General features: G+C 59.4%; 26 protein-coding genes. 5 read left to right on the top strand and 21 right to left on the bottom strand.

The genetic code is table 11. From position 1 onward, the window contains the following. Positions 1-21 precede the first annotated feature (21 nt). The 6 genes from JN12_RS05475 to rnc form a co-directional block, all read right to left on the bottom strand. Complete coding sequence (locus JN12_RS05475) at positions 22-387, bottom strand: response regulator (protein ID WP_145019396.1); 366 nt, start codon at positions 385-387, stop codon at positions 22-24. After that, complete coding sequence (locus JN12_RS05470; RefSeq protein ID WP_145019393.1) at positions 384-2,063, bottom strand: response regulator; 1,680 nt, start codon at positions 2,061-2,063, stop codon at positions 384-386. Before JN12_RS05470 ends, JN12_RS05475 begins: the two co-directional genes overlap by 4 nt. A gap of 91 nt (positions 2,064-2,154) precedes the next feature. After that, entirely contained in the window at positions 2,155-3,480 is a 1,326-nt protein-coding gene (gene der, locus JN12_RS05465; protein WP_145019390.1) for a ribosome biogenesis GTPase Der, read from the bottom strand. A gap of 216 nt (positions 3,481-3,696) precedes the next feature. Beyond that, on the bottom strand, positions 3,697-4,593 hold the full coding sequence (gene era, locus JN12_RS05460; RefSeq protein ID WP_145019387.1) for a GTPase Era: 897 nt from the start codon (positions 4,591-4,593) through the stop codon (positions 3,697-3,699). A gap of 251 nt (positions 4,594-4,844) precedes the next feature. Then, complete coding sequence (locus JN12_RS05455; protein WP_246125760.1) at positions 4,845-5,906, bottom strand: elongator complex protein 3; 1,062 nt, start codon at positions 5,904-5,906, stop codon at positions 4,845-4,847. A gap of 55 nt (positions 5,907-5,961) precedes the next feature. Then, a complete protein-coding gene (rnc, locus tag JN12_RS05450; RefSeq protein WP_145019380.1) occupies positions 5,962-6,675 on the bottom strand; it encodes a ribonuclease III in 714 nt (237 codons plus the stop codon). 123 nt (positions 6,676-6,798) lie between these two features. Here rnc and tmk point away from each other — a divergent pair, with 123 nt between their 5' ends. Genes tmk through metG form a run of 4 tightly spaced genes read left to right on the top strand, consistent with a single transcriptional unit; the run spans position 6,799 to position 10,947 of the window. Then, entirely contained in the window at positions 6,799-7,461 is a 663-nt protein-coding gene (gene tmk, locus JN12_RS05445; RefSeq protein WP_145019377.1) for a dTMP kinase, read from the top strand. Then, positions 7,458-8,423, top strand: a complete 966-nt coding sequence (holB, locus tag JN12_RS05440) for a DNA polymerase III subunit delta' (protein ID WP_145019374.1) — start codon at positions 7,458-7,460, stop codon at positions 8,421-8,423. Before tmk ends, holB begins: the two co-directional genes overlap by 4 nt. A gap of 23 nt (positions 8,424-8,446) precedes the next feature. Further along, positions 8,447-9,418, top strand: a complete 972-nt coding sequence (gene ricT / locus JN12_RS05435) for a PSP1 domain-containing protein (RefSeq protein WP_145019370.1) — start codon at positions 8,447-8,449, stop codon at positions 9,416-9,418. Then, positions 9,415-10,947: a methionine--tRNA ligase gene (gene metG, locus JN12_RS05430; RefSeq protein ID WP_145019367.1), complete on the top strand. Its 1,533-nt coding sequence runs from the start codon at positions 9,415-9,417 to the stop codon at positions 10,945-10,947. The genes ricT and metG overlap by 4 nt, the downstream gene beginning before the upstream one ends. Positions 10,948-10,969: 22 nt before the next feature. Here metG and JN12_RS05425 read toward each other — a convergent pair whose 3' ends face one another. Further along, a complete protein-coding gene (locus JN12_RS05425; protein ID WP_145019364.1) occupies positions 10,970-11,575 on the bottom strand; it encodes a YdcF family protein in 606 nt (201 codons plus the stop codon). 115 nt (positions 11,576-11,690) lie between these two features. Between JN12_RS05425 and rpmB the strand changes: the two genes are divergently transcribed. After that, positions 11,691-11,882: a 50S ribosomal protein L28 gene (gene rpmB, locus JN12_RS05420; RefSeq protein ID WP_145019361.1), complete on the top strand. Its 192-nt coding sequence runs from the start codon at positions 11,691-11,693 to the stop codon at positions 11,880-11,882. A gap of 122 nt (positions 11,883-12,004) precedes the next feature. Here the strand turns inward: rpmB and JN12_RS05415 are convergent, their stop codons facing one another. The 14 genes from JN12_RS05415 to JN12_RS05355 form a co-directional block, all read right to left on the bottom strand. Then, positions 12,005-12,388 carry a RidA family protein gene (locus JN12_RS05415; protein WP_145019358.1) on the bottom strand — a complete coding sequence of 128 codons (384 nt, stop codon included), beginning with the start codon at positions 12,386-12,388 and terminating at the stop codon, positions 12,005-12,007. 151 nt (positions 12,389-12,539) lie between these two features. Then, entirely contained in the window at positions 12,540-14,690 is a 2,151-nt protein-coding gene (locus JN12_RS05410; protein WP_145019354.1) for a RelA/SpoT family protein, read from the bottom strand. A 156-nt stretch (positions 14,691-14,846) separates the two neighbouring features. Further along, on the bottom strand, positions 14,847-15,062 hold the full coding sequence (gene rpoZ, locus JN12_RS05405; RefSeq protein ID WP_145019351.1) for a DNA-directed RNA polymerase subunit omega: 216 nt from the start codon (positions 15,060-15,062) through the stop codon (positions 14,847-14,849). 64 nt (positions 15,063-15,126) lie between these two features. After that, complete coding sequence (gene gmk, locus JN12_RS05400) at positions 15,127-15,744, bottom strand: guanylate kinase (protein WP_145019348.1); 618 nt, start codon at positions 15,742-15,744, stop codon at positions 15,127-15,129. Positions 15,745-15,770: 26 nt separating this feature from the next. Continuing rightward, entirely contained in the window at positions 15,771-16,721 is a 951-nt protein-coding gene (locus tag JN12_RS05395) for a YicC/YloC family endoribonuclease (protein ID WP_145019345.1), read from the bottom strand. Continuing rightward, positions 16,718-17,080, bottom strand: coding sequence for a four helix bundle protein (locus JN12_RS05390; RefSeq protein WP_246125759.1), 363 nt, complete (start codon positions 17,078-17,080; stop codon positions 16,718-16,720). Before JN12_RS05390 ends, JN12_RS05395 begins: the two co-directional genes overlap by 4 nt. A 22-nt stretch (positions 17,081-17,102) precedes the next feature. After that, complete coding sequence (galE, locus tag JN12_RS05385; protein WP_145019339.1) at positions 17,103-18,089, bottom strand: UDP-glucose 4-epimerase GalE; 987 nt, start codon at positions 18,087-18,089, stop codon at positions 17,103-17,105. Between the two features lie 145 nt (positions 18,090-18,234). Continuing rightward, the gene (locus tag JN12_RS05380; RefSeq protein WP_211360507.1) at positions 18,235-19,875 is read right to left on the bottom strand and encodes a capsule assembly Wzi family protein; all 1,641 of its coding nucleotides are present in this window, start codon (positions 19,873-19,875) and stop codon (positions 18,235-18,237) included. 91 nt (positions 19,876-19,966) lie between these two features. Then, a complete protein-coding gene (locus tag JN12_RS05375) occupies positions 19,967-21,895 on the bottom strand; it encodes a polysaccharide biosynthesis protein (RefSeq protein ID WP_145019336.1) in 1,929 nt (642 codons plus the stop codon). Positions 21,896-22,062: 167 nt separating this feature from the next. Next, the gene (locus JN12_RS05370; RefSeq protein WP_145019333.1) at positions 22,063-22,299 is read right to left on the bottom strand and encodes a DUF2442 domain-containing protein; all 237 of its coding nucleotides are present in this window, start codon (positions 22,297-22,299) and stop codon (positions 22,063-22,065) included. Between the two features lie 13 nt (positions 22,300-22,312). Next, a complete protein-coding gene (locus tag JN12_RS21320; protein WP_281287716.1) occupies positions 22,313-22,435 on the bottom strand; it encodes a DUF4160 domain-containing protein in 123 nt (40 codons plus the stop codon). 44 nt (positions 22,436-22,479) lie between these two features. After that, positions 22,480-22,548, bottom strand: a complete 69-nt coding sequence (locus JN12_RS21315; protein WP_281287717.1) for a DUF4160 domain-containing protein — start codon at positions 22,546-22,548, stop codon at positions 22,480-22,482. A 147-nt stretch (positions 22,549-22,695) separates the two neighbouring features. Next, positions 22,696-23,256: a sugar transferase gene (locus tag JN12_RS05360; protein WP_145019330.1), complete on the bottom strand. Its 561-nt coding sequence runs from the start codon at positions 23,254-23,256 to the stop codon at positions 22,696-22,698. Positions 23,257-23,261: 5 nt separating this feature from the next. Continuing rightward, positions 23,262-24,428, bottom strand: a complete 1,167-nt coding sequence (locus JN12_RS05355) for an ATP-binding protein (protein ID WP_145019327.1) — start codon at positions 24,426-24,428, stop codon at positions 23,262-23,264. Positions 24,429-24,490 lie beyond the last annotated feature (62 nt).

The following is a 24,490-nucleotide window of genomic DNA, read 5'->3' as shown; positions in this document are numbered from 1 at the left end:
AGCAGGGTGCCGGGAAACCGGCTAACCCAGATATTGCCGGATCAACTTCTGCAGCAGGACCGGATCGAACGGCTTGACAAGGTACTCGTTTGCCCCGAGGGCCAGCCCTTTTCCCCTGTCTCCCCCGCCCCCTTCGGTGCTCACGATGAACAGGGGGATGTCCCGGTAGTGTGGACTGTTCCGGACATAGCTGATCAATTCCAATCCGTTGATGTCGGGCATATTGATGTCGGTAATGATCAGGTCGGCCTTGATCCTGGGCAGGAGGCGCAGTGCTTCGAATCCGTTAGCAGCCTCAACGATATCATAGTTGCCGCAAGACTCAATGGTTGTGGCCATCAATGAACGCATCGTCGGCGAATCTTCGGCAATGAGAATACGCTTCATCTCTCCTCCGGACGTTTTTCTTTCAGACGGCTCTCCATGAGCGCTTTTCCCATGGCAATTCCCGCCTGGGACAGAAAGATCTCCAGTGAATCGGTGTCCCCGATCGAACGCTGCTCGGGAAAATTGTCACCATAGAGGATGGCAACAACCTCACCACCGCTCAAGATCGGTCCCAGGAACAGCTCTACCGGCGGCCCACCGAGTTCGGCAAAGAGTTGGCTGTCCCGGCACGACTCGCCCGGCGACATCTTGACCGACCCGGGACCGACGAAGATGGTGCTGAAGATCGACGCCTCCTCCTTGGGAATGCGCAGGTTACGGATCTTTCGATCGGCTATCGTGGCATCATCATCGATCCCGAACTGACCGAGCCCCACGATTTCTCCACCCTTGGGCCGGAAGATGACCGCCCGGTTCATGAACTCCGAAGCGAACCGCAGGACCAGCAGGATGATGCCGCCACCAAGGGCGGGATCGTTGAGCTCTTCCAGCATCCCTCTGAGCAGGGTAATGCCGGTACTCCGCACCGGCATGGCAGAGACCGGCGAAAAGATCTCCCCCATCTCCATGCGGAGCTCATCCCCGAGGTTCACCTGCCCGGTTCCCGTCGCTCCCGGTTTCGCCCTGGCAAGGAGCTCCCGAAAGCGGCCGCCGAACTCTTCCCGCGCCGAGGGGTCGTCGAGGTCTGAACGACGCGGTTTCAGAATAAAGTCGATCCCCATCCCCAGCACCTGGCGCTCCGCATCGCTGTTATGGTAGTCGGACATGACCATAACGCGGAGATCGGGGAAATGGTGGTGAATCAACTCCAGCAGTTCCAGTCCCCCCAGTATGCCCGAACCGTCCATACAGGGCATGATCAGGTCGACCATGACCAGTGGCCGTGCCCCCTGCCGGTAGAGGGTGTCGACGGCGATCAGGGTGTCTTCACTCCCGGCATAGGCACTCACCTCAAAGGAGAGTTCCCGGAACATGGTGGTCAGAAACTCTCGTGTCCCCTCATCGTCGTCCACCAGGACAATTGTCCCGCTGGCGGCAGCGGGCCGGATCGTCGATTCCGCAACGGAGACCTCCGTCGACTCCTGCATCGGATCAAAAGCGATATCGACCGCATGCTTTGGCTGTCCGTCCCCCCCCTCGCCAGTACCCCGATCACCCGTAACGGACTGTTCGTCAAGTATCCTGGCTGCCTCCATTGCCAGAAACTTGGTATCCAACCCCTGTTCCAGCATGAACTGGACCGGATCCATCCGGATGCCATCGACTGCCTCCACCGACTCCTGAAGATCGAAGGCAAAGTTCCCTTCCTGCCAGGCAAACAGGGAATAAACCACCTGCTCGATCTGCTCCCGGACCACCTCCTCGATCCGCTCGGCCGAAACCTGGAACTCCCGGATCAGAATCGAGCCGATCGGGGCGCGATACCCCTCCTCCTTCTGTATGGCAAGGGCATTCCGCAGCGTTGGCCCGTCAAGAACGCCACGCTCCACCAGCACATCGCCCAGGAACCGGCGAAAGTTACTGGAGGTTGCCCTGATCACCTGACCGAAGCGGAAAACGATCGTCCCTTCACGCCCTTTGCTCTGAAGGGTAAGAATACCCGAATTACGGCTCAGGCTGACGATCTGCAGGATCTCGCCCAGCCCCAGCTCTTCCAGGCTGCCGACCAGGCTCATGGCCATTGCCTCTGCCGGGAAATGGCATTATTCAAGTCCGTCCCGTTCATTCGCGTCCGCACGGGTTCGTTTCCGGCGGTCGGAACGAACCTCATCGTTTCTTTTCCTGGTCCCGTCCCCGGAAAATGATCCTGAGCGGGGTTCCTGAGAAACCGAACCGCTCCCGCAGTTTGTTCAGCAGATAGCGTTCGTAGGAAAAGTGTATCCCGTCGGGCTGGTTGGTAAAGAACACAAAGGCCGGCGGCCGGGTAGCTGTCTGGGTGACGTAATAGAACTTGACCCGTCGCGCCTGGTGGAGCGGCGGGTGATGTTCTTCCACCGCCTCCTTGAGGAGTCGGTTCAAGTCGCCGGTGGAAACCCGTTTGGTATACTCCGCCATCACCTGTGCCACCGCTTCCATTACCGTGTTGATCCGCTGGCCGGTCTTGGCCGATAGAAAGAGTATCGGAGCGAATGGCAGATATTTAAATTCCGTTCTGATTTTGTCGATAAAAACGCCAACCGTTCTGTTGTCCTTGGCCAGGGTATCCCACTTGTTCACCACGAAAATGCAGCCCCGACCGGCCTCATAGGCGTAGCCGGCGATCTTGGTATCCTGCTCGGTAATACCCTCCTCGGCATTGAGCACGATCAGGGCTACATCGGCCCTGTCAAGGCTTCGCAGGGCGTCCACGACACTGTAGGTCTCGATTTTCTGACTGACCCGCCCTTTTCGCCGGATGCCGGCAGTATCGATCAGCATATGGCGTTTGCCGTGCCAGGTAAAAACGGTGTCGATGGAGTCCCGCGTCGTCCCCGCAACAGGGTTGGCCACGCTCCGCTCGAAGCCGACGAGGCGGTTCACCAGGGACGACTTACCCACATTGGGTCGTCCCACCACGGCGATCCGCGTCACGGCGTCGTCCCCGTCAACGGCAGGACGGCTGGGGAAGGCCGCCACCACGTCCTCCATCAGGTCACCCACCCCCCGGTTGTGCTCGGCCGCGATGGTGTACAGCTGTGCCACCCCCAGGGCGTAGAATTCGGCGGCCAGGTTTTCCTGCTTGTCGCCATCCACCTTGTTCACCACGAAGAAGACCGGCTTATCCAGGCGGCGGAGCATGGTTGCCACCTCCCGGTCGGCAACGGTCAACCCCTCGCGGCCATCCATGACGAAGAGGACCACGTCGGCCTCTTCCATGGCCAGTTGGGACTGCTCCCGCATCTGCTGCAGCAGGCGGTCGTTGCTGACCGGCTCGAACCCGCCGGTGTCCACCAGGGTGAACGGGACTTCATACCGCTTGACGGTGCCATAGTTGCGGTCCCGCGTCACCCCCGGCTGATCGTCCACGATTGCCTTACGGTGCCCGAGCAGACGATTGAAAAGGGTCGATTTCCCCACATTGGGCCTGCCTACTATTGCCACTACTGGTTTCATGCCATGCTCTCTTTCATGTGAATCCGCAAGGGCCGAGCGCCCCGCTCCGCTCGGCATCCCGCTCGCACCGACGCTGTACGGCTCATTTCGCGCCAGCCCATCAACTCGCCCTAACGGGCTCAGACAGGATGGGCCGGCTTTGCTCCATTTCGCCTACAGCGGCTGGCGCTCGGGGACATTCGCTTCACGGGGTGCTCGGCCCTCACGGATTGAAGTTCACTCGTACCCGAATTCCTTCAGTTTGCCGGGGCTCTCGCTCCATCCGTGGCTGACCCTGACGAACAGCTCCAGGAACACCCGGCTGTTCAGAAACTTCTCGATCTCCCGGCGGGCGTTGCTGCCGATCTTCTTCAGCATCGCCCCCCGCTGGCCAATGATGACCCCCTTCTGGGAGTCACGCTCCACATGAATGGTAGCGCTAATGGCCACCAACTCCTGACCCGGCCGCTCCGTAAACGCATCGATCGTTACCGCCACCGCATAGGGGATCTCGTCCCGGGTCAGGCGGAAAACCTGCTCCCGGACCATCTCGGCGACTATGAACCGCTCCGGCACGTCGGTCAGCTGGTCATCCGGGAAGTAGGGAGGACCTTCCGGCAGATAACCGGCCACCACCCGGGCCAGCAGTTCCACGCCGTCACCACTCAGGGCCGAAATGGGAACGATCTCCCGGAACGAATGAGCGGCGCCATAGGCCGCTATCCTGGCGAGCAGCGTATCCTTCGCCAGCCGGTCGATCTTGTTGATCACCAGCAGCACCGGCGCCGTGGCCTTGGCCAGGACCTCCAGCAGGGCCTTCTCCTCCCGGCTCGGTTCGGCGTCGGCTTCCACCAGAAACAGGACCACGTCCACGTCCCGGACCGCGGACAGGGCCGACTCCACCATCATCCGATTGATGCGGGAACGGGCAACATGTATGCCCGGCGTGTCGACAAAGACGGTCTGGGAACTGTCCGTGGTCAGGATTCCCTGAATCCGGTTGCGGGTCGTCTGGGGCTTGTCCGACGTAATGACGACCTTCTCCCCCAGGAGTTGATTGAGGAGGGTCGATTTGCCCACGTTCGGCCGGCCCACCAAGGCGGCGAAGCCCGAACGGAAAGTTGGTTCTGTCACGATGTTTCTCCTTGTTGATGCCACGCTATTCCTACGTTGTCACATTTGGTTTCGTCCCATCGGGACAGAACGCCTGTAGCCGGGGGATGAATCCCCCGGTAACGGAATAGCGCAATCCTTCAGTCACGTACGTGACGAAAACGATATGATGACCCACGAATCCCGGCGATAAATCGCCGGGCTACCGGCATTCTGTCCCTACGGGACGTAATCTGACGAAGTAAAACTATGAAGCAACGGCCAATTCCCGATTACTGCGCCTCGTACACCAAATCCCGCAACAGGCTGCCCCTGCGCTCTCTGCCACGCCATTGGATCAGGCACTCGCCGGGCCCCAGGGAGGGATTCTCAGAGGTTCGTGTTACCCGAACACCCATCTGCTCCTCCCAACGGGAGACATTCCCCCTTCGCTGCCCCACGAGGTCGGAAAGGCGCCCCGAAGGAACAGACAGCTCTACCTGCGCCCCTGCCGGCAGTGCGGCCGCCAGGGTGGCAACCAGGTCGAACCAGCGCTCCCCCTCCACCAACTGCCGGAAGGCGGGATGCCACGGCCCGGCCAGGATCGTTCCCGGCGCGGCCAACTCGATCGAGGCCTGTATCCCCACCCGGATCACCGGCACCCCGGCCTGTTCGCTACGATGCAAAAGCAGTTTGCAGAGTGCCACCGCCTCTGCCAGCGACCAGGGCGAAAAGGCGCCCGAGCGGTATGCCTCCGCCAGCGGGGTATCGGTCAGCACCAGCAGCGGGTAGATCCGGAGGAAGTCCGGAGCCAGGGCCAGCACCTCGGAGAGTGACGCCCCGGCACTCTCCGGTGTGTCGCCGGGAAGGCCGGGCAGCAGTTGCATCCCGACCCGCATCCCGGCTTCCCGGAGGATGCGGCTGGCGGCCACGGTGTCGTGCGCCGTATGGCCCCGTCCCGCCGCAGCCAGCACGGTATCGTCCATGGACTGGACGCCGAGTTCCACCGTCTCCACCCCGTTATCCCTCAGAAACGCCACCCCCTCCGGAGTAATGGCATCGGGGCGGGTGGAGACGCGGACCGCACGCACCCCCCCTTCTCGCAACAGGGGTTGGAGGGGCGCCAGGAACCGCTCCTGCACTGCACGCGGCAGGGCGGTGAACGTTCCGCCGTAGTACGCCACCTCCGGGGAATCGCAGCAACTGCTTGCCCGGTACGCATCAACGGTCGCCAGGATCGTTGATACATCCGGAAGCCGCGCCCCGGACCCGGTCTGGGCCTGCTGATTGCAGAACACACACCGGTGCGGACAGCCGTGATGGGGAATGAAAAATGGGACGATGGGCGTTTTCACGAAACAACAACCTGGCGAAGTATGAACGCGTGGAAAAAGTCTTGAACTGATCTTTTCACTCTTCGCGCTCGTTAAGCTTCTCCAGGGCATCCCTCGCCGCGGCCTGCTCCGCCCCCTTCTTGCTCCGGCCCTCGCCGATGCCGATCGTCTCGCCGCCGATAACGGCCTCCACGGCATACGTCCGCTGATGGGGAGGCCCGCTCTCCCCGGTCACCCGGTATGTCGGCGGCGCACCGAAGAGGTTCTGGGCAAGCTCCTGGAGCATGGTCTTGTAATCGTCCCGCAGCCCGTTCAGCGCGGCCTCGTCCAGGAGCGGCGCGAACTGGGCACTGACCAGCACCTCGACGGCCGGCATGCCACCATCCAGATACACGGCTGCCAGGAGTGCTTCATAGGCGTCGGCCAGGAGCGACGGCTTGCTGCGGCCATTGTCCCGCTCCTCACCGCGCCCCAGGCGCAGACAAGCACCGAGGCCGATATGCGCAGCCAGCCGGGCCAGATTTTCCTCATCCACCAGCCGTGCCCTGAGGCGGGTCAACTCACCTTCCCGGCTCTCGGGAAAGCGCCGGAAAAGGAGTCCACTCACGCTGAAATCGAGGATCGCGTCGCCAAAAAATTCAAGGCGCTGGTTATCCGTCTCGTGCCCAGTCGGGTTCTCGTTCACAAAGGAACGGTGGGTCATGGCCTCGACCAGCAGGGCGGGACGGGCGAAGCGATGGCCGATGACCGACTGTAGTTCGACCAGTTGCCGGGAAACGGTATCATCCATGACCGGGCACTATACGCAAAGTAGCCCATTTTATCAATAGATATGGCCTGTTGAGGGGATTTTCAGCTTGATTAATCCCACCCCCTTCCTCTATACTTTCAGTTTTTCAGGGCAAGGAGCACCATGACAGGCCTGTTCATAACCTTTGAGGGGATCGAAGGGTGCGGCAAGACCACCCAGATCAGACTCCTGGCCGAGCGCCTGGAGGATGCGGGACACGAAGTGCTCCTCACCCGCGAACCCGGGGGGTGCCCCATTGCCGACCAGGTACGGGCCATTCTCCTGGATGCCGGCAACACGGCCATGGTCCCGCTCGCCGAACTCCTCCTCTATGCGGCGGCTCGCGCCCAGCATGTGCAGGAGGTCATCGCCCCGGCCCTGGCCGCCGGTCGGACCGTGCTCTGCGACCGTTTCACCGACGCCACCCTCGCCTATCAAGGGTACGGCCGCGGCCTTGACCGGACAATCATCGGCCAGCTGAACCGGCTTGCCTCTGCCGGGGCAACCCCGGATCTTACCATCCTACTGGATTGCCCGGTGGAAATCGGCCTCAGCCGGGCCATTGCGAGAAACGACAGCCGTAGCGGCGTAGCGGGCGAGCCAAAAGAGGACCGTTTCGAACGGGAGGCGCGCCAGTTCCACGAGCGGGTGCGCGAGGGGTACCTGACCCTGGCCCGCCAGGAGACGGGGCGTTTCGTCACGGTCGACGCCAGTCGCGGCAGAGAGGATACCGCCGTAGATCTCTTTTCCCTGGTCTCGGCTTGCCTTACCGGGGGCAGGCCGTGACCTTCAGCGACATCGTCGGTCATACCGCTACGGTCACCCTGCTGCAACGGGTCATCGCCTCGGGCAAGGTGGCCCACGCCTATCTTTTCTGCGGCCCCGACGGCTGCGGCAAGCGGACCGTTGCCAGGGCATTAGTCAGCACCCTCTTTTGCGGCAGCAAGGCAACGGACGCCTGCGCAGCCTGTCCGGCCTGCCGGAAACTGGCTGCCGGCTCCCATCCGGACCTCCACTGTATTGAGCCGGACGGCACCTACATCAAGATCGAGCAGGTGCGCACCCTGCAGCGGGAGATGTCGCTCCGCCCCTACGAGGCGCCCCGCAAGGCGTGTATCATCGATGGCGCCGACCGCTTCCACCCGGCAGCGGCCAACGCGCTCCTGAAGACCCTGGAAGAGCCGCCGGGCAACGCCATCATGATCCTGGTGAGCAACAACCCGGCCGCAGTCCTGCCCACCATTGTCTCCCGCTGCCAACAGGTCAACTTCCGGGGACTGGCAACCCAGACCATTGAAGAAGCTCTCTGTCGTCAGGGGATTGCGCGCGAAACTGCGGCAGTAGCCGCAACCCTGGCCAACGGCAGCCTCACCCAGGCCCTTCTGCTCAGCGACGGGGATATGCTGGCCGGCCGGGAACCGCTGTGCCGGAGCGTCACGACCCTCTCCCTGAGGAACATGGCAACCCTGTTCACCACGGCCGAGCAACTCTCAGCCGACAAGGAGCGTCTGCCCGGCCTGCTCGACCTTCTGGCCAGCTTTTACCGCGACGTGCTGCTGATGCTGGCCGGCAGCTTTGAGGTAACAAACCAGGACCTTATCCCGCTCCTGACCGACATTGCCGGTCGTTCGACAACCACCGAGATTACCACCCGGCTGGAGCGGATTATGGAAACCCGCCAGGCGCTACAGCGAAACGTCAATACGCGCCTGGCCATCGACCGGCTGCTCATCAACCTGGCAGCTTAACACCAGTCGTTCCGGAGGAAATTTTGTCAAGAATCGTGAAAGTACAATTCCATACAGCCGACAAGCTGTATGATTTTGATGCCGGCTCCCTTGAGCTGGCCCCCGGCGACCGGGTTATCGTCGAAACCGAACGGGGCAAGAGCATCGCCGCCGTGGTGTCCCCTCCCCGTGAGTATCCGCCGGAAGTGGTACCGGAAGGCCTCAAGCAGATTCTCAGACTGGTCACACCGGACGACCTTGCCGCCGCTGCCCGCAACGCAACCCGCGAAAAGGAGGCCGCCGACTTCTGCATAGCCAAGATCCAGGACCGGGCCATGGACATGAAGCTGGTCAAGGTGGAGTACCTGTACGACGGCAGCAAGGCCATCTTCTACTTCACGGCCGAAGGGCGGGTCGATTTCCGGGAACTGGTAAAAGACCTGGCCCACCAGTTCCACACCCGGATCGAGATGCGCCAGATCGGCGTGCGGGACGAAGCGAAGCTGGTGGGCGGGATCGGCATCTGTGGCCGGGAACTCTGCTGCTGCTCCTTCCTCAGGGAGTTCGCTCCCGTTTCGGTGAAGATGGCCAAGGAACAGAACCTGGCCCTCAATCCGACCAAGATCTCCGGCCAGTGCGGCCGGCTCCTCTGCTGCCTGGGATACGAGTTCGATACCTACTGCAACCTGCGCAAGGGGATGCCCAAGTGCGGCAAGCATTTTCAGTGCGGCAACGTTTCCGGCGAAGTCACCAAGCTGGATATCCTCAACCGCTCCTTCACCCTGAGGACCGTTGACAACCGGGAGGTACACTGCCGGCTGGACGACATGTCCGGGGAACAGATTACCGAAACCGCCGCACCACAGCCCCCACCCCGCACGCAACCCGCCGAACAGGGCGGACAGAACCGCGGCCAGCGCGAAGAGAGGGGAAAAGGAGAAAAGCAGGGCTCCGGACGCCCTCAAAACCGGGGACGTCGCAACCGTGACCAGCGGGAGAAAAAGGAGAAACCATGAGCCGCTACTACATCACCACCCCCATCTATTACGTCAACGATGTGCCCCATATCGGCCATGCCTACACCACCCTGGCTGCGGACGTGCTGGCCCGCTACAAGCGGATGTGCGGCTTTGAGGTCTTTTTCCTGACCGGCACCGACGAACATGGCCAGAAGGTGGAAAAAGCGGCCAACGCTGCCGGCGAGACCCCTCTGGAACTGGCCGACCGGGTGGTCAAGCGGTTCCAGGCCCTGTGGGAAAAACTGAACATCGACTACACCGATTTCATCCGGACCACCCAGGAACGGCACAAGAAGGGGGTCACCCACTTTTTCGAAAAGGTCATGAATGCCGGGGATATCTACCTGGACGAATACGAGGACTGGTACTGCACACCGTGCGAGACCTTCTGGACCGAAACCCAGCTGATGGACGGCAAATGCCCCGATTGCAACCGTCCGGTGGAAAAGCTGAAGGAGGAGTCGTACTTCTTCCGGATGAGCAAATATCAGGAGCAGCTCCTGGCCCACATTGAGGCCAATCCGGACTTCATCCAGCCCAAAAGCCGTCGCAACGAGATCGTCGCCTTCGTGAAGGAAGGGCTCCGCGACCTCTCGGTCTCCCGCACCTCTTTCAACTGGGGGATTCCGGTGCCGGGTAACGACCGGCACGTCATCTACGTCTGGTTCGACGCCCTGACCAACTACATCACCGCCCTGGGCTATCCCGATGAAGGGGGGAACTTCGCCGACTACTGGCCGGTCGACGTCCACCTGATCGGCAAGGACATCCTCCGCTTCCATGCGGTCTATTGGCCGACCTTTCTCATGGCCGCCGGCCTGCCGGTGCCGAAGAAGGTCTTTGCCCACGGCTGGTGGACCGTGGAAGGGCAGAAAATGAGCAAGAGCCTGCAGAACGTGGTGGAGCCGAACATGCTCATCGACCGCTACGGCGTCGACGCGGTCCGCTACTTCCTCCTCAGGGAGGTGCCGTTCGGCCTGGACGGCGATTTCTCCCACGCGGCCCTGGTCAACCGGATCAACTCGGACCTGGCCAATGACCTGGGAAACCTGCTCAACCGCTCCACGGCCATGGTGAACAAGTACTTCGACGGCATCCTGCCTCCTTATGGCGAACCGAGCGGTGTGGACCAGGCCTATCGGCAGAAGAGCGAGGCGATGGTTACCCAGGTGGCTGTCAACATGGATGAGCAGGCGTTCAGCAAGGCGCTGCAGACCATCTGGGAGGTGGTGTCGGCCGGCAACAAGTACATCGACGAAACAGCCCCCTGGACCCTGGCCAAGGACCCGGCCCGGAAAGAGCGACTCGCTACGGTGATGTACTCCCTCATCGAATCCCAGCGCCTGGTCTACTTCCTCCTGAACGCCTTCATGCCGGGCACCGCGGCAAAGGCCCTCGGCTACCTGGGGTGGACGGAACCGGTCACCTCGGCGGGGCTTGCCTGGGGATCTCTCCCGCCGGGAACGGTCATCACCAAGGCTGCTCCCCTTTTCCCGAGGATAGATGCCGAGACCGGTAACTCGTGACGGGAAAAAGCCTGTTAACGAGTCACGGGTAACGTGTCACGGTTCTGAGCTCGTTCGGGGAAAACAGGAAAAAGAACCTGAACAGACAGTACTTGTAGAATTCACTGAAGAGGAGTCGTAAACTCCCTCCGTGACTCCACCACTCGTCCTTGTTGACATTGGTGGCAGTCACCGGATGGGGATAGATGGCAACATCCTTCGGCAGAATGGAACGAAAGATCAGGAGGGAACGCTTCATGTGGTAGCGGGAGGTGATGAGTCGAAGCGACCGAACCTGGTGCCGCTCCAGTATCTGCCGTGCATACAGGGCGTTCTCCAGAGTGTTGCGGGAGACCTTTTCCAGATAGACATCCTCTCCCCCCCGCTCACCGCGGCGCTCCCTGAACAGGTCACCCTTACGGACCGTCGGATCGACACCGATCAGAAAAAGGGCGCTTCCGGGCTGCTCCCGGTAGAGCCTCACCCCTTCTTCAATCCTTCCCCGTCCACCGGCGAGCACAACAATGGCATCGGTGCGCACATCCCTGGCGCGGAAGGAGAAGGTCTTGTAGACGAAGTCCACGAACAGCACCGCCAGAACCAGTGCAATGATTGTCAGCAGCGAGCAAAACCCTTTTAACAAAACCATCGGTACGTAAACCCTTAGGCCGACTGACAAGAACCGGCCATTGAAATTTTTTCTTGCAGCTTAACCGTCTTTTTGATAAAAAGTAATGCTTCAGTCAACGAGGAGGAATTCAGCAATGTCCAAAGTATGCGAAATCTGCGGCAAAGGCCCGAGTTTCGGGAACAATGTCAGCCACGCTCACAATAAGACCCGCCGCACCTGGGAGCCGAACCTGCAGAAGGTTAAAGCCCTGCGCAACGGCACTGTCCGGAGCATCAAGGTCTGCACCCGCTGCATCCGTTCCGGTCACGTGGTCAAAGCGCTCTAACACCGGTTCGACGTTCCGAGTTCAAGGTTCAAGGTTATAACCCTGCCAGAAGCCGCAGCGCGCCCAGCGCTAGCGGCTTTTTGTCTTCCAACGTTGAACCGTGAACATAGAACGTTGAACTGTCAGTTCGCCAGCGCAACAACCTCGATCTCCACCCCCACCCCTTTCGGCAACCCCTTTACCTCCACCGTTGAGCGTGCCGGCGGATTTACCGGGAAGAACCGTCCGTAGACCTCGTTCACGATCGCGAAATTGGCCAGGTCCACAAGATAGATGGTGCTCTTCACCACTGCAGCATAATCGAGACCGGCTGCGGCCAGCACCGCTCCGATGTTGGCCATGACCAGTTCGGTCTGCTCGCGGATGTCGCCGGTACAGAGTTCGCCGGTAGCCGGGTACAGGGGAATCTGTCCGGAAAAAAAAACGAACCCGCCGGCCCGTACCCCCTGGGAATATGGCCCAATAGCCTGTGGCGCCTTGTCGGTAGTGATAATCTCTTTACTCATGGATTCTCTCCTATAAAATTGAAAAATTCAGGTTGCTCAAAAATAGTCAGATCGTCGCACCCGCAGAAAGCCCCGCGGAGGCGTAGCAACGCTACGCCGCACAAGGCGGCTTTCGAGGACGGCGGCGAGATGGCTGTTTTTCAGCGACCTGCTAGTTCTTCATCCGCTCCACCTGGGTGACCCCCTTCACCTTCGTGATAGCGTTCATCACCCGCCGCAGATGTTCCAGATCCGTCACCTCCACCTCGAAGATATTGACCCCCATCTTGTCTACCGTGCTCTGGATGGAGGCACTGGTGATGTTGGCCTCGCAGTTGGCAATGGCTTGGCTGATGTTGGCCAGGATGCCCTTCTGATCGTGGCAGGCAACGCGGATCTTCACCGGCAGGACCGATTTGCGGTCCCGGTTCCAGGCAACGTCGATGCGCCGGGCCGGATCGCTCTCCTGAGCCACGGGACAGTCCGCTGCATGAACGGTCACCCCGCGGCCACGGGTAATGAAGCCGACGATCTCGTCGCCAGGGACCGGGTTGCAGCACTTGCCAAAGCGCACCAGGACATCGTCGACCCCGCTGATCTGAATGGCGCTGGAGGATTTCCCCTTGATCCTGTCCAGGACCTTGGCGACCCGCGACTCCTTGCGCGCCCGGACATCCTCCAGCTTCTCATCGGGCAGAAACTTGCCGGCCACCTGGGTCCAGGAGAGCTTGCCGTAACCGACGGCAGCCATAAGATCGTCCTCGCCGACAAAGCCGAACTCCACGGCAATCCGCTTGATCTCTCCGGTCTTCTGCAGCTTGGAAAAATTGAGGGAAAAGCGCCGGAACTCCTTTTCGCAGATCTCCCGGCCAAGGGTTATGCTCCGCTTGCGCTCCTCGGTCTTGATCCAGGCCCGGATCTTGTTGCGGGCCCGGGAGCTCTTGACAATCTTGAGCCAGTCCTTGCTCGGCGTATGGTGGGGAGAGGTGACGACCTCCACGATATCGCCGTTCTTCAATTCGTACTTCAACGGAACCAGTTTGCCGTTCACCTTGGCACCGACGCAGCGGTGTCCCACATCGGTATGGACGCTGTAGGCGAAGTCGATGGGGCTCGATCCCTTGGGATAACTCTTCACATCCCCCTTGGGAGTGAAGACATAGACCTCTTCCGGGAAGAGCTCCACCTTGACGCTATCCATGAACTCCCTGGAGTCGGCCAGTTCCTGCTGCCACTCCAGGAGCTGGCGAAGCCAGGCAAAGCGTTTCACCTCCCGCTCGTCGTACCCCTTCCCCTCCTTGTATTTCCAGTGGGCCGCGATGCCGGCCTCGGCGACCCTATGCATCTCGCCGGTCCGGATCTGCACCTCCATCCGCTCGCCGATAGGACCGATGACCGTGGTGTGAAGGGACTGGTACATGTTCCCCTTGGGCATGGCGATATAGTCCTTGAAACGCCCGGGAATCGGCTTCCAGGTGGAGTGGACTATACCCAGGACCTCGTAGCACTCCCGGATATCCCCCACCAGCACGCGGATGGCAACCAGGTCGTAGATCTGGTCGATATCTACGTTGCGGTTCGTCATCTTCTTGTAGATGGAGTAAAGATGCTTGCTCCGCCCCGACACCTCGCCCGTGATGGCGTGCTCGGCCAGCTTGGCGTTGATGATCGCCTTGACCTCGTCGACGTACGCCTCCCGCTCCTTTTTCTTCTTGGCCACCTTGGAGGCCAGGTCATAGTAGACCTGCGGGTCGATGTAGCGGAAAGAGAGATCTTCCAGCTCGCTCTTGATCCAGGAGATCCCCAGACGGTTGGCGATGGGGGCGTAGATGTCGAGGGTTTCCCGGGCAATGGAACGCTGCTTCAACTCGGGCTGATACTGGAGGGTCCGCATGTTGTGGAGACGGTCGGCCAGCTTGACCAGGATCACCCTGATGTCGTTGGCCATTGCCAGGAGCATCTTGCGGAAGTTTTCTGCCTGGCTCTCTTCCTTGGTCTTGAAGTGGATCTTGCCGATCTTGGTAACCCCGTCCACCAGGCGGGAGACCTCGTCGCCGAACATGGCAGCAAGCTCTTCCAGGGTAGCCAGGGTGTCCTCAACCGTATCGTGGAGAAGTCCGGTCACCACAGTCGGCACATCCAGCTTCAGATCAGCGAGGATTGCCGCGACCTCCATGGGATGGACCAGGTACGGCTCGCCCGAGAGACGGGTCTGCCCCTGGTGGACTTTGGCACAGTAGACGTAGGCCTTGCGGATCAGATCGAGATCCGCCGTCGGATTGTACGTCGTAACCTTGTCCAGTATGTCGTTAAGCCTGATCATGCCGCTCTGTTAGTGTCACTGCGCAATGGAGATGGATAAAGAAGTGTCCCAATACGGCAAAAGGCGGCTTCTCGCGTTGCCGCCCTTCACTCTGGTGGGTATGTACCCGTTGACAAAAAAACGGGGTACCGCCAACAGGCAGCCCCCGCGCGGGCGTCAGTGTTTCGCGCCGCGACGCGAAGAGATTTCGAAGTTGACCGAACCTGCGGCAATCTCCCGCAGGGCAAGGACCACATTCTTGTTTTCCGACTTGTTTTCGATAAGCGGCCGTGCCCCCTTGTACAGCTGCTTGACCCGCTTGGAGGCCAGCATGACGAGGAGAAAACGGTTGTCCACCTTCTCCAGACAATCTTCTACGGTAACCCGTGCCATATGTGTTGCTCCTTTCAAATTACGTGAGGGGTGAGGGGTAAAGAGTGAGGTAAAAAAGCGTTCTTCACTCTTCACAGATATCAAACAGCTGCGACACTGCTTCGAGCACCCGGCGTGTCCGGCAGCGCTCGGCAACGATGATCGACTTCAACTCCTCCACGGCCCGGCTGAAGAGATCATTGACAACGATGTAGTCGTACCAGCGGGATTCGCGGATCTCACCGGCGGCATTGCCCATCCTACGTTCGATCACCTCCGGGCTGTCCGCATCCCGGCCGTCCAGACGGCGGCGTAGCTCGTCAAAGCTCGGCGGAAGGATGAAGATGAAGACCCCACCGTCGTATTTCTCCTTCAGTTGGCGCGCCCCCTGGCAGTCGATATCCAGGATGACGTCGATGCCGTCGCGGCGATACGCTTCGAGAGTCTCCAGCGCTGTACCGTAGTGATTGCCGTGAACCTCGGCCCACTCGGCAAACTCCCCGGCCTCCACCATCCGCAGAAATTCTTCCCTGGAGATGAAGAAATAGTCCCGGCCATGCAGCTCCCCCGGGCGGATCTGGCGGGTCGTGAAGCTGACAGAATGCCGCAAGCGCGGAAAGATGTCAAGGACTTCACGGCAGAGGGTGGTCTTCCCGGCCCCGGACGGCGCCGAGATGATATAGAGTACACCTTCGCGTTTCATGGTCGTTTCCTTTTCCTCCGCACCCCTCACTCAATGTTCTGCACCTGCTCCCGAACCTTCTCCAGCTCCGCCTTCAGGTCAACCACCAGGGTGGCGATCTCGCCATCATTAGCCTTGGAACCGATAGTGTTCACCTCCCGGTTCATCTCCTGGAGGAGAAAGTCAAGCTTCCGCCCGACCGGTTCAGCCATGGCCAGGGTGGCGGAGAACTGGCGAAAGTGGCTCTGCAGCCGGACCAGTTCTTCGGTGATATCCATCCGGTCGGCCATAATGGCCGTTTCCTGGGCAAATCGCGTCTCGTCCAGCGGCGTCTCGCCCAGGAGCCGGCTGATCCGCTCCCGGAGCCGCTCCGTATTCCCGGCAACCGCCACCGGTGCCCGGTTGGCCACCTGTTGTACCAGGCCGGTCATGGTACCCAGTCGGCCGGCTATTTCGGCTGCCAGGGCCTCCCCTTCCCGGAGGCGCATGGTTTCCAGGCTCTCCAGGGCGCTGTCGAGCACCGCGTAGAGGTCGGTGGCAATCCGGTCGAGGTCCGTGGTGGTCTCCTGGGAAACCAGCACATCCCGCTGGGCAGCGATGAGACCGAGCGAAACCGGCTCTGCCATCCCCAGTGCCTGCCTGATCCCCACAAAGGCATCGTAGTAGGCCTTGGCCAATGGCAGATTGACCTGCGGCGCCTGGGCAGAGCCGGTTACGGTCTCAAACTGGACAAAGACATCGATCTTGCCCCGCTTCAGGCGATCGGCAATCCGCCGCCTCAGTTCGGTCTCAAGAGGAAGAAAGACACGCGGCAGCTTGACGGAAACCTCGCCATACCGGTGGTTCACCGAACGGATCTCCACTGACAGCTTGCCATCGCCAGTAGACGTCTCGGCCTTGCCGTAACCGGTCATGCTGGAAAGGCGGTGACTGGTAACTGGTGACTGGTGACTCGCAAGGCCGTTACTCGTTACTGATGACTCTTGACTCGTTGTCATTTTGTTTCCTTTGCCTTTATAGAGCGCATAAGCCCTTGTAATAACATTGAAATTCTTGTCAGCTCCTGTCGCAGCCCAGCCAACTCATCCTGGTTTCCCAGACCAATTCTGCCAGCAATAATCAGCTGAGTGGAAAGCTCACTTGCAGATCCTGCGGCAATTGCAAGGAACTGAAGGAACTCTTTGCTCCCACTTCTTGCGGCACCCTCGGCAATATTCGATGGTATGGAAACAACAGCCCGTCGCATCTGAGAAACAAGTCCATACTTCTCATCGTCAGGAAAGCTTCGGGTGACTTTATATACTGAAGCTGCCAGGTCAATTGCGAATTTCCATGCATCGAGATCTTCGTGATTCACGAGGTTCTCCACGAGTCACCAGTCACGAGTTACCAGTCACGGCCTTTTCCCACCGCCAGGCATCGGCAACGATGGTTGTCAGGTCGTTGAACCTCGGTTCCCAGCCCAGCATCTCACGGATACGTCCGGCCCTTGCCACCAGCATGGCCGGATCACCGGGCCGGCGCGGCGCCTCTACCACCCGGAAATCGACACCGCTCACCTTTTTAACCGTGGCGATCACCTCGCGGACACTCGCACCGCAGCCATAGCCCACGTTGATCCTGGTGGAGTCGCCCCCCTTTTCCAGGTAACCCAGGGCCGCCAGATGGGCCGCGGCCAGATCCTCGATATGGATATAGTCCCTGATGCCGGTGCCGTCCGGCGTCTCGTAGTCAGTACCAAAGACCGACACCTCATCCCGCATCCCCAGTGCGGCCTGGCAGGAGACCTTGATCAGGTGGGTCGCCTCCGGGGTCCGCTGTCCCATGCGCGCCAGGGGATCGGCCCCGGCCACGTTGAAGTAGCGGAGCGCCACATACCGCAGGGAATGGGCAGCCGCGGTGTCCCTGAGCATCCACTCGCTCATCAGCTTGGAGGTCCCGTAGGGGTTAATCGGGACAGTCGGGCTCTCTTCCGCCGCCTGCCCGTTGTCCGGCATTCCGTAGACCGCAGCGGTGCTGGAAAAGATAAACCGCTCTACTCCGGCGGCAACGCAGGCCTGGAGAAGGTTCAGGGTGTTGCGGGTATTATTGCCGTAATATTTGAGGGGATTGGTCACCGACTCCGGAGCCACGATGGCGGCGGCAAAGTGGAGAACGGTCTTGAACCGATACTGGGCAAAGAGCTCAGCCAGCCGCGCCGTATCGGCCAGGTCCCCCTGCACCAGGGTCTCGCCGTGAATCAGGGCATCCCTGAAGCCGGTGGAGAGGTTGTCATACACCACGACGCCATAGCCGGCCTCGGAGAGCTGGCGGACCACATGGCTGCCGATATAGCCGCAGCCGCCGGTAACAAGAACTGTTTCCATGTACACCTCGATGAATAGTGAATTTCTTTCCGCCGGGAAAGGGTTCTTTTGCACCATGGTGGTGTCAATCTGCTGCCTTTATTGTGAACCAATTGCCTCGAACGTCAAGCGGCCGTTACCAGTCACGAGCACCAGTTACGGCCTTTCAGTACCGGTAGCTGATATCCACCTTTAAGAGTTGGTTGGTGCGGTTCACACCGGCAACGAGGCTAACGTTATTGATCCGCTCAGCGCCGTACATGAGGTTCAGGTCGATATCACCGACAATCGGCAGGTTCATGGAGAAGCGGCCGGCATTGGCGCGCTCCACTGCCTGCATCACCCCGTTGGCATCGAAGGCCCCCTGGCTGTTGACCGGCACCCGTCCACGGTTCCCCCGTTCGGTATGGAAATAGTCAAGGGACAGACTCATTCGCGGCGACAGATAGTGGGTATAACGCCAGAACAGCTGCTGGGCAGCCCCTCCCTGGGAGGGACCGAGGTTCATCCCCTTGTACAGGTATCCTTCGGGAAAGGTACCGTTGGTGGAAAGGATGCTGTTCCCCTGGTAGTACTCGAAGCGGAGTTCGTTTCTGCCGTCGCTGGTCAGGTTGGGGACGTAGACCCCGGCTACGTAGCTCTCCACGATCGGCCAGAATGCGGCGGTGTCCTCGCCCGAAAACTCGCCGTACAGGATGGTATTGCGCAGCCAGGGCAACCGCAGGCGCAGATCTATGCCTGCCACGCTGTTGGAGTTGTCGGCACTGGTCCCGCCCAATAGCCCCCTGATGTTGTCCCCGATGCTATTGTTCACCCCGGGCCCACCCTGTTGCCGGCCGAGATTCAGGCCGATCTCCAGGGTCTCCATCGGCTTCACTGCCAGCTTGACGGCATAGAACCAGGGCTGGCGCTCCGCGTCACCGGCGCCGGTATGATCGAGGCGGGATAGAATCAGGGCATACTTCACAGCGCCTATGTACCTGAGCCTGATCGGCTCCGGACTCCAGAGCTTCACCTGATCCAGGTTCTTCGGATTATTACTGAGGGTGATGGCGGTCCGGTTGCCGGGGCCGAGCCAGCCGGCATCACGGCCGGCCTCCAGTTCAAGTCCGCCGCCGCCGAGCTTCAGGTATCCCTTGTTCAGCCGCACGGTCTCCCCATGACCGGCTTGATACAGGAGGAGCGGCTCTATCAGGACCGTCCCGAAGTCGCTGACCGATGCCTCGGCAGTGAACTGGAACTGTCCGTTGTGCCCCCTGCCGTAGCGGACCCCTTCGTTCCCCTCCAGGAGCGGCGTACCCTCCACGCCATGCTGTTGAGTCGGCGAAGGATAGGCGTTGACCGGCCGCAAGCCCGAACCGATCCCGAAGACACCGTCATTCCCCGGGTCGTGAACCGGTCGTTCATAGCTCCGGGAGGCACCATCCAGATGGACATAGCGCAGTCGTGCCGAAACAAACGGGTTGACATCAAAGAGTGGCGGCCTGTCGCCCGTCGTACGAAGCATTATCTCGCGGGGCAGGAGCTCTTTCAGCCGGGCTACAAGCTGCCGGGCCATGGGGGGCGAGACCCTTGCCCCGTCGGCAAGGCTTTGCTCCGCCTCCAGGACCAGCCTGGCCGCTTCAGCCTTGGAAAACGGCCGCACCCCCCAGATATCCGAGTGGACCAGCCCCATCCCGGCGAGTTTTTCCAGATAGAGGTAGATCGGGCTGTCCAGAGCTACGTTGGCGGAGGAGAGGGCATGGGCCTCATCGTGAAAGACGAGGCAAAACAAGAGTATCAGAGCGAGTGTAACGAAGCGGATCATGAACCATCCCGTACGGTCAGTTGTCCGAAAACGGGAGTCCCCGTCCGGGCTGGCCACACGTTAACCCGCTCTTTAGACACAGTCAACCAGATTATTGTTTTTTCAGGGTCACGACCTTGCCGGTGGCAGGCGCAGCCAGGGGTGGAAAAAGATCGGGGCGTACCCGTTGGAAGGCCATGGGAGGGGAACCGTTGAAGGAATACTGGGGGGTGAACTCCGGGATGAAATTCTTCAGGGCGTTAACGACTGCAGCCACATCATTATCACGGGCATGGCAAGCCAGACTGTCCAGATCGGCCGCAACGCCCTGGATGTCGTGCCCGACCGACTGGAGAACGCGTATCTTCTTGTGCCTGGTCTGCTTGACCCCCTCGCCGTCGATCAGGAGCTCTTCGTACAGCTTCTCACCGGGGCGCAGGCCCGTGAACACGATGTCAATATCCTTGTACGGGACAAGGCCGGAAAGCTTGATCAACTCCTCGGCCAGGTCCACGATCCTGACCGGTTCGCCCATATCCAGCACGAAGATCTCCCCCCCGGTACCGATGCAGCCCGCCTGCAGCACCAGCTGGCAGGCCTCGGGTATGGTCATGAAGTAGCGGATCACCCGGGGATCGGTCACCGTCACCGGCCCGCCGTTCCTGATCTGCTCCTTGAAGAGCGGAATGACACTGCCATTGCTCCCCAACACATTGCCGAAGCGGACAGTCGTAAAGTTCGTCCTGCTCGCCCTGGCCAATGCCTGGACGTAGATCTCAGCGGCCCGCTTACTGGCGCCCATGATGTTCGTCGGATTGACCGCCTTGTCGGTGGAGATCATGACGAAATTCTTCACCCCGAACCGGTGGGCCGCATCGGCCATCACCCTGGTGCCGCCGATGTTGTTGGTTGCCGCCTCCACCGGGTTGTACTCCATCATCGGGACATGCTTGTAGGCCGCGGCGTGGAAGACCACTTCGGGCAGAAACTCGTCGAACAGGGCCGACACCCGGGACTTGTCACGCGTGTCGGCAATCACCGGGATGATCCGCAGGTCAGGATGGTTAGCGGCGAGCTCTTTCTCGATATGAAACAAAGGCGTCTCGGCGTTGTCGAAAAGGATCAGCTTGGTTGGGCCGAACCCTGCCACCTGGCGACAGATCTCGCTGCCGATACTGCCGGCCGCCCCGGTCACCAGGACCCGCTTGTCGGTCAGGTAGCGCCTGATCCCCGCCTCATCCAGGACCACCGGATCGCGCCCCAAGAGGTCCTCGATCTCCACATCCTTGATCTGGGAGATGGCGATCTTACCGTCGATAATATCCTTGATGCTGGGAAGGGTCTTGAAGCGAACATGGCACTTCTTGCAGTTGTCGACCAGTGTTCTGATCACCCCGCCGTGGGCCGTGGGAATGGCGATGATCACCTCTTCGATCCGGAATTTCCTGATGATCCCCTTGATCCGGGAGAGATTGCCCAGGACTGGCACCCCGGACAGGCGCATCCCCTGCTTGTGCTCGTTGTCATCCAGAAACCCAACCACATTGTACAGGGCATCGGGGTGGCGTCTGATCTCCTTCAGGAGGAGATTACCGGCGTCGCCGGCGCCGACGATCAGGGTCCGTTTGCCGCTCTGTCTGGGTATGATGTACGTTTCCCGATAGACACGCCAGACAAGGCGGACCGCCGATATAAAGGCAAAGAGGAGAAACCAGTCGAGGATGTAGATGGAGCGGGGCATCCCCACGGTGTCCCGGGTGATGACCATGACAAAGGTGGTGATGAAGGTGGAGATGGTCACCACCTTGAAGATCTCCATGGCATCCTGCAGGGAGGCGTATTTCCAGATGCTCCGGTACATCCCGGACGAGACGAAGACCACCGGCTTGATGGCCAGGATCACGACGAGGCCATGGAAGAAGAGTTCGCGCTGATCGATTGGTATGGAGAAGTCGAAACGGAGGAGGAAGGAGAGGAGGAACGCGGCGGAGACCAGGAGGATATCGACAAGAAAGACCAAAAGCCTTCTTTGGTTCAGCATAACAGGCCACTCCACATTAGATAGTTAACTTCTGGAATCATTTTTACAAAAACAATCCCAGGAGAGACTATCAGACAATCTGCAACAGGTCAACGTACAGACAGAGTTGAACGAGCAGATTCCCAATAGGTTGGTAAGGATAACCAGGGAAATAAGACGGGGCGGGATTATAAAAGAGGGACAGATCGGTCGTACAGCGTTTCCGGAGCGATATCAATGTCACCAGGCCACGTTACGGTACCGTAATCTACACGAGCCAACGAAAAGAAAGCTGTATTCTCCAAACGGCGAAAAACCGGATACTGCAGATACGGTCTCATATCAAACGTACGATTTTCTCCGTTATTAAAAAGCAAACACAACGTAAAATCCGGAGATGTTGTCACCTCGCACACTTCGATCATAACGAAAACCCTTTTAACGCAATGGCTCGATGGGAAACACCGGCTCACCCTTCACCGCCAGCGACCAGTCGGCCATCAACTCTTCTTCGCGGATATCAATCCACGCCTGCAGAAGACGCATTTTTTTACTTGGCATCTCCCCTTCCAGCAGAGATCCTCCAAGGATTTCGATTACCGCCTTCATCCCTTGCCTTGGTATTCTACATGGATATGTGGCAGGTGATGTTGTTGTGTATCCAAGAATAACATCCGAACAATAATCCCGTAAAACATACTGATTGTTGGCATGCCACTCCTCCCTCCTTACTGAACAGAAGGCTATCAGCAAGGACAGATCTTGTCAATAATGGTGTTACGCAAGCAGACTATCTGCAACATGACAACAAACAAAGGGAATTAATGGGATACGCCGTCGCGCCGGGCAACCTTGAAAAAGGTCAGGCAGAGTATTTTGAGGTCGAACAGAAAGGAGTGACGTCTGAGGTAATAGGCATCAAACTCCACTTTGACAGGAATAGGGAGCTCATCCCTGCCGTTGATCTGCGCCCAGCCGGTTAAGCCGGGGGTGAGTATATGCACCCCCTTTTGGGTGCGCAGGGCGACCAGGTCATCCTGATTATATAAAGCCGGTCTTGGCCCGACAATACTCATGTCCCCCGTAAGGATGCTCCACAACTGAGGCAACTCATCCAGGCTCGACTTGCGCAGGAACTTGCCGACCGGGGTCAGCCATTGGTCGGGATTCCCAAGCAGGTGGGTGGCGACTGCCGGGGTATCGGTGCGCATGGTGCGGAATTTTGGCATTTTGAAGATGCGGTTCTCCCTGCCAACACGGTCTGACCAGTAGAGGACCGGCCCCGGTGAGGTCAGCTTGACCGCCAGGGCGGTAAGCAACATGGGCAGAGATAAGAAAGTAATCGCCAGTAGCGACATGCAGAAATCAAATATACGTTTCATAGTAGTTAGTTCGCCATTCCGAGTTGTGCAGCCAATGCTGCAAGTGATATAGCCTCTATATCAGACGCGATCCGGTAGCGCTCAACACCTGGATACACAACGAACTTCTTCGCTGGATTCAGATCGGCACAGGCAGCGTGGAACCCACGCTCAAGCTTCGGGCTGAGGCTGCGTTTAACCTCCACCGCCCACAGACTGCCATCCGGCCATAACAACAGCAAATCTATTTCAGCGCCGCCGCCGGTACGATAGAAAAAACCCTGTACCCGGCCCATGCCGGCAGCAAGCAGGTTTTCAATCACAAAACACTCCCAGCTTTGCCCGACAACGGGGTGAGCAAGCAGGCCCTCCTTATCCTGTATGGCAAGCAAAGCGTGAACAAGCCCGCTATCGCGCACATACACCTTGGGAGACTTTACCAGCCGCTTACCAATATTGGCATGCCATGGTGGCAGACGCCGGACCAGCATCAGGTCAACAAGCAGATCAAGGTAGCCATTGACAGTTTTTACATCGACACCCAGGTTGCGGGAAAATTGAGCAGTATTCAGCAGTCCACCTTGATTGTGCGCCAGCATGACCCAAAAACGACGTAATGTTTCAGCCGCAATTCGTGGACCAAACTGAGGGATATCTCTTTCAAGGTAGGTACGGATAAAATCCTGTCTCCAGCGCAGACTCTGCCGAGGGTCAGGGGCAAGCAGGCTTTCCGGGAATCCGCCTGCTACCCACAGTTTTTCCGATGGCAGTTCACCGGTTTCCATTACATTAAAGGGGGATAGTTCAAGGTAGGCTATGCGCCCTGCCAATGTTTCGCCGGATTGTTTGAGTAAATCAAGCGAAGCAGATCCCAATAGCAAGTAGCGTCCGGCACGCAGACCGGCACGGCGCCCCTGATCAATAAGCCCTCGCAGAACCGGAAACAGTCCGGGGAGACGATGCACCTCATCGATAATAACCAGCCGGTCCTGATGATCGGCAAGATACAGTTCCGGCTGAGCGAGTTTGGCCAGGTCCTGCTCGGATTCAAGGTCAAGATAGAGCGCATTGACGGTTTGGCCAATCTCAAGGGCAAGGGTAGTCTTGCCGACCTGGCGCGGCCCGAGCAGGGCAACAGCCGGAGAGTAAGCAAGCGTTTCAGATAGCTTAGGCTGAAGCAGGCGGGATATCATATGTGCAATTATGGAATATTACTCCCTGCATTGCAAGGATAAATTGACGCGGTATTGTGTGA

The sequence above is a fragment of the Geobacter argillaceus genome, from assembly GCF_007830735.1.
Lineage (GTDB): Bacteria > Desulfobacterota > Desulfuromonadia > Geobacterales > DSM-12255 > Geomobilibacter > Geomobilibacter argillaceus.
The sequence above is the reverse complement of the archived record's forward strand: the minus strand, read 5'-3'. Positions and strand labels throughout refer to the sequence as shown.